8 protein-coding genes are annotated in these 12,788 nt (G+C 40.0%); all 8 read right to left on the bottom strand.

The features are described from left to right. Positions 1 to 5: 5 nt before the first annotated feature. Positions 6 to 2,111 carry an elongation factor G gene (gene fusA / locus ACOQO5_RS11655; RefSeq protein WP_420581859.1) on the bottom strand — a complete coding sequence of 702 codons (2,106 nt, stop codon included), beginning with the start codon at positions 2,109 to 2,111 and terminating at the stop codon, positions 6 to 8. 12 nt (positions 2,112 to 2,123) lie between these two features. After that, entirely contained in the window at positions 2,124 to 2,591 is a 468-nt protein-coding gene (gene rpsG / locus ACOQO5_RS11660) for a 30S ribosomal protein S7 (protein WP_420581860.1), read from the bottom strand. A gap of 20 nt (positions 2,592 to 2,611) precedes the next feature. Continuing rightward, complete coding sequence (gene rpsL / locus ACOQO5_RS11665) at positions 2,612 to 2,992, bottom strand: 30S ribosomal protein S12 (protein ID WP_084373612.1); 381 nt, start codon at positions 2,990 to 2,992, stop codon at positions 2,612 to 2,614. Between the two features lie 119 nt (positions 2,993 to 3,111). Beyond that, complete coding sequence (locus ACOQO5_RS11670) at positions 3,112 to 3,450, bottom strand: DUF3467 domain-containing protein (RefSeq protein WP_420581861.1); 339 nt, start codon at positions 3,448 to 3,450, stop codon at positions 3,112 to 3,114. Then, positions 3,440 to 7,753: a DNA-directed RNA polymerase subunit beta' gene (rpoC, locus tag ACOQO5_RS11675; protein ID WP_420581862.1), complete on the bottom strand. Its 4,314-nt coding sequence runs from the start codon at positions 7,751 to 7,753 to the stop codon at positions 3,440 to 3,442. Before rpoC ends, ACOQO5_RS11670 begins: the two co-directional genes overlap by 11 nt. A 47-nt stretch (positions 7,754 to 7,800) precedes the next feature. Further along, positions 7,801 to 11,673 (bottom strand): DNA-directed RNA polymerase subunit beta, encoded by a 3,873-nt coding sequence (gene rpoB / locus ACOQO5_RS11680; protein WP_420581863.1) that lies wholly within the window; start codon positions 11,671 to 11,673, stop codon positions 7,801 to 7,803. A gap of 137 nt (positions 11,674 to 11,810) precedes the next feature. Then, the gene (gene rplL, locus ACOQO5_RS11685; protein WP_420581864.1) at positions 11,811 to 12,188 is read right to left on the bottom strand and encodes a 50S ribosomal protein L7/L12; all 378 of its coding nucleotides are present in this window, start codon (positions 12,186 to 12,188) and stop codon (positions 11,811 to 11,813) included. Between the two features lie 39 nt (positions 12,189 to 12,227). Then, entirely contained in the window at positions 12,228 to 12,758 is a 531-nt protein-coding gene (rplJ, locus tag ACOQO5_RS11690; protein WP_420581865.1) for a 50S ribosomal protein L10, read from the bottom strand. Positions 12,759 to 12,788: the final 30 nt, after the last annotated feature.

Raw genomic sequence — 12,788 nt, forward strand, 5'->3', positions numbered from 1 at the left:
ATGCTTTAAACGGCCTCGCCTTTTACCTTTTTAATAACTCCCTCTGCGATGTTCTTAGGAACTGGATCATAGTGAGAGAATGTCAATGAAGCGGTAGCTCTACCAGAAGTCATTGTTCTAAGGTCAGTGATATAACCGAATAACTCAGACAATGGAACGTCAGCTTTCACCACTTGAGAATTTCCTTTTACGTCCATTCCTTTCATCAACCCTCTACGTCTGTTCAAGTCACCCGTTACGTTACCAGTATATTCATCTGGTGTAACCACTTCAACACCCATAATAGGTTCTAGCAATACTGGACTAGCTTTCTTAGCAGCTTCTTTGAAACCGATCTTAGCAGCTAGTTCAAATGAAAGTGCATCTGAATCCACATCGTGGAAAGAACCGTGATACAATTTCACTTTCATGCTATCCAAAGGATATCCAGCCAAAGGACCATTGTCCATAGCCGCTTTAAATCCTTTCTCAATGGCAGGGATAAATTCTTTTGGAATTACACCACCTACAATCTTGTTATCAAACTGCAAACCAGTCTTTTCGTAATCCTCATCTACTGGAGACAATTCGAATACGATGTCGGCAAATTTACCTTTACCACCCGACTGCTTTTTGTAAACCTCTTTGTGATCCACCAACGACTGGATAGCTTCTTTGTAAGCCACCTCTGGAGCTCCCTGGTTGATTTCAACCTTGAATTCTCTTTTCAATCGATCGATGATAATATCTAAGTGAAGTTCTCCCATACCTCTCAAGATCGTCTGACCAGTTTCGTGGTTAGTTTCTACTTGAAGGGTTGGATCTTCTTCTACCAACTTAGCGATCGCCATTCCTAATTTGTCAACGTCTGCTTGAGTCTTAGGCTCAATAGCGTATCCAATTACTGGATCTGGGAATACCATAGACTCAAGTACAATTTTGTGCTTTTCGTCACAAAGTGTGTCTCCAGTTTTGATATCCTTAAATCCTACTACTGCAGCAATATCTCCAGCGTGGAATTGATCAATTTGGTTTTGCTTATTAGCATGCATTTGGAAGATACGAGAGATTCTCTCTTTCTTTCCAGTTCTTGTATTGAATACATAAGAACCAGAATCCAATGTACCAGAGTAAGATCTTGCAAAACATAGACGACCTACGAATGGGTCAGTTGCGATCTTAAATGCCAAGGCTGCGAATGGTTCGTCAGCAGAAGGCTTTCTCAATTCTGGCTCTTCAGTATCAGGGTTAGTTCCCTCAATACCTTCTCTGTCTAGAGGAGATGGAAGTAATTCCATTACATAATCCAACATAGTCTGAACCCCTTTGTTCTTGAAGGCAGACCCACAGAACATTGGCACAAAATCCATGTTGATTGTTGCTTGTCTAGAAGCAGCAATGATTTCTTCTTTAGTGATCGAATTAGGATCTTCGAAGTATTTCTCCATTAGAGTCTCATCGTATTCAGCTACTGCCTCCAACAATTCTTCTCTGTACTGATCCACGTCGTCAACCATATCGGCAGGAATTTCGATTTCTTCGAAAGTCATACCCATATCAGCTTCGTTCCAGATCATGGCTTTTCTTTCTACCAAATCAACCACACCTCTGAATCCTTCTTCCGCACCGATGGGCAATTGGAAAGGAACAGACTTGGTGCCTAACCTTTCTTTTACCTGGTTGCATACCATCAAGAAGTCAGCGCCAGCTCTGTCCATTTTGTTGACAAAACCTAAACGAGCTACGTTGTAGTTGTCTGCTAGTCTCCAGTTAGTTTCAGATTGTGGCTCTACACCATCCACTGCACTAAACAAGAATACCAAACCATCCAATACTCTCAATGATCTGTTTACCTCAACGGTAAAATCCACGTGACCAGGAGTATCAATGATATTGATATGATATTTGTTGTCTTTATAAGGCCAGAATACAGTAGTAGCAGCAGAAGTAATAGTGATACCTCTTTCTTGCTCTTGCTCCATCCAGTCCATGGTAGCGGCACCATCGTGTACCTCACCAATTTTGTGACTTACGCCTGTGTAATACAGGATACGCTCGGTAGTGGTAGTTTTACCAGCATCAATGTGTGCTGCAATACCGATATTCCGAGTTAAACTAAGATCTCTTGCCATCGTTTCCTGTTATTAAAATCTAAAATGTGAAAATGCCTTGTTCGCTTCAGCCATTCTGTGAACATCATCTTTCTTCTTCACAGCAGCTCCTTCGCCTTTAGCAGCAGCAATAATTTCTCCAGCCAATCTCTCTTTCATCGTCTTCTCTCCTCTGGCTCTTGAGTATGAAATCATCCACTTGATTCCAAGGGAAGTTTTCCTGTTCGGTCTTACTTCGATTGGAACCTGAAAAGTTGCACCACCTACACGTCTACTTTTCACCTCTACTGAAGGCATGATGTTGTTAAGCGCTTTTTTCCAAGTTTCAAGACCATTCTCACTTGTCTTTTCCTCTACTAATGCTACTGCATCGTAAAAGATCGAATAAGCAATACTCTTCTTTCCGTCCACCATTAGGTAGTTCACAAATTTAGATACTAGCGTATCCTGGAACTTCGGATCCGGAAGAATATATCTCTTCTTTGGTTTCGATTTTCTCATTTTTTCTTTAAATCAATTTTTTACTTTTTGTCTTTAGGCTTCTTAGCTCCGTACTTCGATCTTCTCTGAAGACGGCCGCTTACACCGGCGGTATCTAAGGCTCCTCTAATGATGTGGTATCTTACACCTGGTAAATCTTTTACCCTTCCACCTCTGATCAATACAATCGAGTGTTCTTGAAGGTTGTGACCTTCACCTGGAATGTAAGCATTCACTTCCTTGCCATTGGTCAACCTTACCCTAGCAACTTTTCTCATCGCAGAGTTTGGTTTCTTAGGCGTGGTCGTATATACCCTGGTACATACACCTCGTCTTTGCGGGCAAGAATCCAATGCAGGAGACTTTGACTTTGACACCAATGTCTTTCTGCCTTTTCTTACTAATTGTTGTATAGTAGGCATTTACTTATTATTTATAAATTTCAATTCCTCCGAAATTTTTCGGAACGCAAAAATAGGGATTAAGTATTTCTGAACAAAATATCCTAACCCCTAATTATCTTATTAATTAATCTGTACCGCTAAGCCTCGCCCACAGCTCCTCCGAAATTCATTGGAAATTTTGGAGAATCGTCCACGTGTTTTATTGGTCCAAACGTTTGTTCGTACTTGTTGATATTATCCTGCAGAGCTGCAAACAGCCTTTTTGCGTGTTCTGGAGTCACTACAACTCTAGATTTCACTTTGGCTTTTGGTACTCCAGGCATTAATCGAATAAAATCAATTACAAACTCAGAATTCGAGTGGGCAATCATCGCCAGATTGGCATATACACCCTCTGCAATTTCCTCAGACAACTCAATATTGATTTGATTGCCTTGCTGTTGCTTGTCTTGATTCTCTTCTTTCTTATTGCTCATCTGTCTGGTATTCTTTTGACTTTTCGAATTCCTCTTTAGATGAAACTAAAGAATCATATTCCTCCTGAGACCCTACGATCAAATCCTGAAATTCTCTTTGTCCTGTTCCTGCTGGAATCAAATGTCCAACAATTACATTCTCTTTCAATCCATTCAATGTATCTCGCTTACCTCGGATAGAGGCTTCACTTAAAACTTTAGTAGTTTCCTGGAAGGAAGCTGCAGATATGAAACTCTGAGTTCCCAAAGATGCTTGCGTAATCCCTTGAAGTGTAGGTTTAGAAACTGCTGGCTCAGCATTTCTTACCTGCACCAATTTCATATCCTTACGTCTCAAACTAGAATTTTCATCTCTCAATTGTCTTGAGGTAATGATTTGTCCTTGTTTCAAATTACCAGAATCTCCTACCTCAATGACTACTTTCATATCAAGAATAGAATCATTCTCTTCCATAAACATAAGTTTGTCAACTATCTGACCAGGCAAGAAACTAGTATCTCCAGCATCCAAGATGTTGACTTTCTGCATCATCTGTCTTACGATAGTTTCGATGTGCTTATCATTGATCTTCACACCTTGCAGTCTGTATACTTCCTGAATTTCATTCACCAAATATTCTTGAACTGCAGTTGGGCCTTTAATGGCCAATATATCCGCAGGAGTAATCGCTCCATCAGAAAGTGCATATCCGGCTTTCACAAAGTCATTGTCCTGAACCAATATGTGCTTAGAAAGTGATACTAAGTATCTCTTCTTCACGCCATCTTTAGATTCGATGAAAATTTCTCTGTTACCTCTTTTGATACCTCCGTATGTTACTACACCGTCGATCTCAGAAACTACAGCTGGGTTAGATGGGTTTCTTGCTTCGAATAACTCAGTTACTCTTGGAAGACCCCCAGTAATATCTCTAGACTTACCCATTGTTCTTGGGATTTTCACCAAGATCTGACCAGCCTTAATTTTATCACCTTCGTCCACTGCCAAGTGAGCGCCTACCGGAATGTTGAATGTATATTCATCATCCTTTGATTCCACAATAATGGCAGGGTTTTTAGTTTTATCTTTAGTATCGATGATTACTTTCTCTCTGTGACCAGTCTGCTCATCAGATTCTTCTTTGTAAGTAACACCTTCTACAATAGACTCGAAATTAACGGTACCATCAGCAGCAGAAAGAATTACCGCGTTGTATGGATCCCAGTGACAAAGCTTGTCACCCTTCTTCACTTTCTTCTTGTTTTTCACATCCAAGAAAGCACCGTAAGGTACATGGTTAGTAATCAAAGTTTTTCCTGATTCAGGATCAACGATTCTGATTTCACCAGTTCTACCCATTACTACTTCTACAGCATCTCCATCCTGATTAGTTGTTTTGATAGCTCTCAAACCTTCCATCTCGATAACTCCGTCAAATTTCGCTGGAATAGTCGCATCAACAGCAATGTTGGATGCAGTACCCCCAACGTGGAATGTTCTCAAAGTCAACTGTGTACCTGGTTCACCGATAGACTGTGCAGCAATTACACCTACAGCCTCACCACTTTGTGCCATGGCTCCAGTTGCAAGGTTACGTCCGTAACACAATGCACAAACTCCTTTTTTAGACTCACAAGTCAATACCGATCTGATCTCTACAGATTCTATAGCAGTATCATCAACTTTCTCAGCTAGCTCTTCAGTTATCTCAATTCCAGCTGGAATCAATAATTCTTCAGAAATAGGATCATATACATCATGTACAGATACTCTACCTAAGATTCTCTCAGATAATGGCTCAACGATATCCTCGTTGTCTTTCAAGGCTGAAACATCTAGTCCTCTCAAAGTACCACAATCATCTTCGTTTACAACTACATCTTGAGATACGTCAACCAAACGTCTGGTCAAGTAACCCGCATCTGCTGTTTTCAATGCTGTATCGGCCAGACCTTTACGAGCACCGTGAGTAGAAATAAAGTACTCAATTACATCTAGTCCTTCTTTAAAGTTAGATAGAATTGGATTTTCAATAATCTCACCCACAGAACCTTGTAAGTTCTTTTGTGGTTTAGCCATCAAACCTCTCATTCCGCCCAACTGACGAATTTGCTCTCTTGATCCTCTCGCACCAGAGTGCATCATCATGTAGATTGAGTTGAATCCTTGATCTTCTTCTTCAAGCTGAGTCATCAAAGTACCAGTCAACATAGAGTTGATTCTAGTCCAGATATCAATGACCTGGTTGTATCTCTCGTTGTCAGTGATCAGACCCATTTGGTAGTTTTGCCATACCGCATCCACTTCCTCTTTGGCCTGAGCTACTAACTTATCTTTTTCTTCTGGAATATTAATATCTCCAAGTCCCATCGACAATCCACCTTTATAAGCAGACTGGAATCCAAGGTGCTTGATATCATCAAGGAATTGTGCTGTACGAGCCATTCCAGAGATTTTGAAGACATTAGAAATGATTTGTTGTAATTTTTTCTTAGACAACAACTCATCCACAAAACCAACTTCTTCAGGAACCAACTGGTTGAATATCACTCTACCAGCAACAGTTTCGATAATCTTAGACTCCAATTCACCATTTGCAGTTCGAACGTTAGTTCTTACTTTGATGAATGCGTGCTTCGACAATCTACCTTCGTTGATTGCGATTTCTACTTCTTCCGCACTGTAGAAAGTCATGCCTTCTCCAGCTACAACTTCTTTATCAGTACTTCTTTTTCCTTTGGTTACATAATAAAGACCCAACACCATGTCCTGAGAAGGTACCGTAATCGGCGCTCCGTTGGCAGGGTTTAGAATGTTGTGAGAAGCCAACATCAATACAGATGCCTCCAAAATAGCTTCATGCCCTAGAGGCACGTGAACCGCCATCTGGTCACCATCGAAATCGGCGTTGAATGCAGTACAAGCTAATGGGTGCAATTGAATCGCTTTACCTTCAATCATTTTAGGCTGGAAAGCCTGAATACCCAATCTGTGAAGCGTTGGAGCTCTGTTAAGTAGTACAGGGTGTCCTTTCAACACATTCTCAAGAATATCCCAAATCACAGGATCCTTACGGTCAACGATTTTCTTCGCCGACTTTACTGTCTTAACAATTCCTCTTTCAATTAATTTTCTTATAACGAATGGTTTGAAAAGCTCAGCAGCCATTCCTTTAGGAAGTCCACATTCGTGCATTTTCAATTCTGGTCCTACTACAATTACAGAACGACCAGAGTAATCCACCCTTTTACCCAACAAGTTTTGACGGAATCTACCTTGCTTACCCTTAAGCATATCACTCAAAGATTTCAAAGCTCTGTTTCCATCAGATCTTACTGCGTTTACTTTTCTTGAGTTGTCGAATAGTGAATCCACAGCTTCCTGAAGCATACGTTTCTCATTTCTAAGAATTACTTCAGGTGCTTTGATATCGATCAATCGCTTCAAACGATTGTTTCTGATAATCACTCTTCTATAAAGATCATTCAAGTCAGAGGTAGCAAATCTACCACCGTCTAATGGCACCAACGGTCTCAATTCCGGCGGAATAACCGGTACCATTTTGATGATCATCCACTCAGGCTTGTTCTCGATTCGAGTCTTAGCATCTCTAAATGCTTCAACCACTTTCAATCTTTTCAAAGCTTCTGCTTTTCTCTGCTGAGAAGTATCAGTAGCTGCCTGATGTCTTAATTCGTATGATAATTCATCCAATTTGATTCTAGACAAAGACATTTCTAATGCCTCTGCTCCCATCTTCGCGATGAATTTGTTTGGATCGTCGTCATCCAACAATTGGTTTTCTCTTGGCAACTTGTCCAAGATATCCAAGTACTCATCCTCAGTCAAGAAGTCGTGACGAGCAATACCATCTTCTTCTTTTGCTCCTGGCTGAATCACCAAGTAACGCTCGTAGTAGATGATTTGATCCAACTTCTTTGTAGGAATTCCTAGAAGGTAACCAATCTTGTTAGGTAGAGATTTGAAATACCAGATATGAGCTACAGGTACTACCAACTCGATGTGTCCCATGCGCTCACGTCTTACCTTCTTTTCGGTAACTTCAACACCACATCTGTCACAGATAATACCTTTATATCTGATTCTCTTATATTTTCCGCAATGACATTCCCAATCTTTTACCGGGCCGAAAATACGCTCACAGAACAAACCACCCATTTCAGGTTTGTAAGTTCTATAATTGATAGTTTCAGGCTGTGTAACCTCACCATGTGAGCTTTCCAGAATAGATTCGGGAGAAGCTAAACTCACTGTAACTCTCGAGAAGTTGCTGCTTAGCTTTTTGCTTTTTCTGAATGCCATAATTAAATCTTATATGTTAATGACCCGAAGGTCTTATGATCAATTAATTAGTCTAAAGTAATTTCAAGAGCCAAACCTCTCAATTCGTGAACGAGTACGTTGAACGACTCTGGAATATTTGGTTTGTTCATATTTTCGCCTTTTACGATGGCTTCATATGCTTTTGCTCTACCGATGACATCATCAGATTTGATGGTCAGGATTTCCTGAAGTACGTTGGCTGCACCAAACGCCTCCAATGCCCAAACTTCCATCTCACCAAAACGCTGTCCACCAAACTGCGCCTTACCACCCAACGGCTGTTGAGTAATTAATGAGTAAGGCCCAATCGATCTGGCGTGCATCTTATCATCTACCAAGTGACCTAGTTTCAGCATATAAATCACACCTACTGTAACTGGCTGATCAAATCTGTTTCCAGATAATCCATCGTAAAGGTAAGTTCTACCGTACTCTGGCAATCCAGCTTCTTTCAATTCAGAAGCAACTTGATCCATACTCGCTCCATCGAAGATTGGTGTAGCATATTTTCTACCCAACTTCAATCCAGCCCAACCAAGAACGGTTTCGTAGATCTGTCCAATGTTCATCCTTGAAGGTACACCCAATGGGTTCAAGCAGATATCAACTGGTGTTCCATCTTCCAAGAAAGGCATATCTTCCTCTCTTACAATTCTGGCTACAACTCCTTTGTTACCGTGACGACCCGCCATTTTATCACCTACTTTCAATTTACGTTTCTTAGCTACGTAAACTTTAGCGAGCTGAACAATGCCAGCTGGCAATTCATCTCCAACTTCCAAAGTGAATTTTTCACGCTTGAAGATACCACCAATGTCGTGTCTCTTCTTACCAAAGTTTTTGACTAACTCAAAAACCATTTTATTCACTTTTTCATCTGCTGTCCAATTGTCCAACAACAAGTCACCGATAAGGTTCACTTCTTCCTGAACATTGTAATTAGACTCATCTCTATAGATATTCTTTTCTGGGAAAAGATTTTCTTCGATATTTTTAGCGTTGAATTTCACACCTTTAGACATGATTTCATCACCAAACTTGTGCTTAACTCCCTGACAAGTCTTACCTCCGATCAGCTCAACCAACTTTGCAATAACAACACTTCTCAATTCTTTCAACTCTTGAGAGTAGTTGTTTTTCAAAATCTCAACTTCTCTTTTGGTCTTCGCTCTAAGATCTTTATCCTTCTTAGGCCTCGAGAACAATTTAGTATCGATCACCACACCTCTCAGTGATGGAGAAGCTTTCAAAGAAGCATCTTTCACATCTCCAGCTTTGTCTCCAAAAATGGCTCTCAATAACTTTTCTTCCGGAGTTGGGTCTGTTTCTCCTTTAGGAGTAATCTTGCCGATTAGGATATCACCTTCTTTAATTTCGGCTCCAATTCTGATGATACCATTTTCATCAAGATTCTTCACAGCTTCCTCACTTACGTTTGGAATCTCAGAAGTCAGCTCTTCCTCACCTCTTTTTGTATCTCGAACTTCAAGTTCGAATTCGTCGATGTGGATAGATGTAAATACATCATCTCTCACCACTTTCTCAGAAATTACAATCGCATCCTCAAAGTTGTACCCTTGCCAAGGCATGAAGGCCACTGTTAAGTTTCGACCTAGTGCCAATTCGCCATCTTCTGTAGCAAAACCTTCACAAAGTGCCTGACCTTCAGTTACTTTATCACCTTTCAACACAATTGGTCTTAAGTTGATACAAGTATCTTGGTTTGTTCTTCTAAACTTGATTAAATCATAAGTAATATGCTCCTCATCAAATGAAACCAATCTTTCATCATCAGAAACATCATACTTTACAACAATTTTCGTTGCATCAACATCAACCACTTCACCTTTTCCTCTAGCGAGAATCAATGAACGAGAATCCAACGCAACTCTTTTCTCCAGGCCTGTACCTACGATTGGCGCTTGTGGCTTCAACAATGGCACCGCTTGGCGCTGCATGTTGGATCCCATCAAGGCTCTGTTCGCATCATCATGCTCTAGGAAAGGAATCATTGATGCTGCCACAGATACAATCTGGTTAGGCGCCACATCCATATACTTAAGATCTTTCGGCCCTACCACAGGGAAGTCACCTTCAAATCTTGCTTTTACTGTATCATTCACAAAATTTCCATTGTCCTCCAATGGGGCATTTGCCTGTGCAATGTTGTATGTATCTTCTTCTTCAGCTGTTAGATACTTTACATTACTTGTCATATTCACTACACCATTCTCTACTTCTCTATAAGGAGTTTCGATGAATCCCATGCTGTTTACTTTAGCATGCACACAAAGTGAGGAAATCAAACCAATATTTGGCCCTTCAGGTGTTTCAATCGTACAAAGACGACCGTAGTGAGTATAGTGAACATCTCGTACTTCGAAACCAGCTCTTTCTCTAGAAAGACCACCTGGCCCAAGTGCCGACATTCTTCTCTTATGAGTTACTTCTGCCAATGGATTCGTTTGATCCATAAACTGAGATAACTGGTTTGTTCCAAAGAACGAGTTGATAACTGAAGAAAGTGTTCTAGCATTAATCAAGTCGATTGGCTTGAACTCCTCATTGTCACGCACGTTCATTCTTTCTTTAATAGTACGAGCCATTCTAGAAAGACCAACACCGAACTGAGCATAAAGCTGCTCTCCCACTGTTCTTACTCTTCTGTTGCTCAAGTGATCGATATCATCCACCACTGCCTTAGAGTTGATCAAACCGATCAAGTATTTTACGATCAAGATAATATCCTCAGTAGTCAATACTCTTGAATCGTTGCTTAGGTCTAGCTGTAGTTTACGGTTGATTCTGTATCGACCAACTTCACCCAAGTCATATCTCTTATCACTGAAGAACAAGTTGTTGATGATGTCTCTTGCAGTCTGCTCATCAGGAGCCTCAGTGTTTCTTAATTGTCTATAAATTTGCTCTACAGCCTCTTTTTCAGAGTTTGAATTATCCTTTTGAAGCGTATTGTAAATAATAGAGTAGTCTGTAATATTTACATCCTTCTTGTGTAGGATAATTGATTTCGAGCCAGATTCTACAATCGTCTCAATGTCTTCTTCATTGATAACAGAATCTCTTTCTAGCACTACCTCGTTTCTATCGATAGATACTACTTCTCCAGTATCCTCATCCACGAAATCTTCAGTCCAGGTTCTAAGAACTCTAGCGGCTAGTTTTCTTCCAATAACCTTCTTCAATTCTTTGGCATTTGCAGGAATCTCTTCAGATAAACCAAACAAATCCAAAATATCCTTATCAGAACCATATCCGATAGATCTAAGAAGTGTAGTTACTGGGAATTTTTTCTTACGGTCAATGTAGGCGTACATAACGTTGTTTACGTCAGTCGCAAATTCTATCCAAGAACCCTTGAACGGGATAATTCTTGCAGAATATAATTTAGTACCGTTGGTGTGCTTGCTTTGCGCAAAGAATACACCAGGTGATCTGTGTAGCTGAGAAACAATTACTCTCTCTGCTCCATTGATTACGAACGACCCTTTGGCAGTCATGTATGGGATATTACCCAAGAACACTTCCTGCTCGATGGTTTCAAAATCATCATTGTCCTCATCGTTACAAGACAATTTCAATTTTGCCTTCAAAGGAACTGAATATGTTAACCCTCTATCGATACACTCATCCACGTTGTATTTCGGTGGATCTACCAAGTAATCGATAAATTCAAGTACAAAATTCTCTCTTGAATCAGAAATAGGGAAGTTTTCTGAGAAAACTTTGAAAAGTCCTTCCTGAATTCTTTTTTCAGCGGGCGTTTCCAACTGAAAAAAATCTTCAAAAGATTGTAATTGAACCTTCAAGAAATCAGGATAATCAATCACTGATTTTATCGAAGAAAAATTAATTCTTTCGGATTTATTTTTACTAGCCAAGGCCGTACAATTTTATGTGATAATAATGTAAGTAATTGTCTCTGTGAAAAACAGATTCAGCAGAAACAGGAAAAGACCCCGATAAATATCGGGGCCTAATATTCTAGACGTTTTTAAAACTAAAAACAGTCAAATTTTTACTTAAGCTCTACTTCAGCTCCAGCTTCTTCAAGCTGCTTCTTAAGTCCTTCAGCTTCGTCCTTAGCAACACCTTCTTTCAATGCTTTAGGTGCACCGTCAACTAGTTCTTTAGCTTCTTTCAATCCTAATCCAGTCAATTCTTTAACCAACTTCACGATAGCCAATTTAGCTCCTCCTGGAGATTTCAAGATAACGTCGAAAGAATCTTTCTCAGCAGCTTCATCTCCACCACCAGCACCGCCAGCAACCATTACTGGTGCAGCTGCAGCAGCAGGTTCGATACCATGCTCTTCTTTCAAAATTTCAGCTAATTCATTTACTTCCTTTACAGTTAGTCCTACCAACTGATCAGCGAATGCTTTTAAATCTGCCATTGTATTTTAATATTTAATTTTAATAATTTGAAACCAATTTTAACGTTCAGACAAAGTCTTAACCAATCCTGAAAGAGTTTGTCCACTGCTCTGTAGAGCAGAAACAACATTCTTAGCAGGAGATTGCAACAATCCGATAACCTCGCCAATAAGCTCTGTTTTAGACTTAAGTTTAGCAAGTGTATTCAGATGTTCCTCACCAATAAAGAGATCGTAATCGATGGAAGCTCCCTTTAATTTTGGTCTATCTGCACTGTCGTCTTTTTTAAATTCTTTGATGATCTTAGCAGGTACGTTCGCACTGTCCGCACCAGTAAACATCACTCCTGAAAAACCTGTCAATACTTCATCATTCAATGAAGAAAAGTCTGCATCAACAGTTTCCAAAGCTTTTCTGATAAGTGTATTTTTCACCACTTTGTACTCTACACCGTTATCAAAACACTTCTGTCTGAAATTGTTCACTTCTGCCACGGTCAACCCTGAAGCATCTGTGAAATAGAAATTACTAGTTTCTTTGAATTTCTCAGAAAGTTCTTGAATAACGACTGCTTTTTCTGCTTTAGTCATTTTGTTCTTTATTTAGAATCCCACCGCATT

The sequence above is a fragment of the Reichenbachiella sp. genome (assembly GCF_965223055.1).
In the GTDB taxonomy this organism is placed as follows: Bacteria; Bacteroidota; Bacteroidia; order Cytophagales; family Cyclobacteriaceae; genus Reichenbachiella.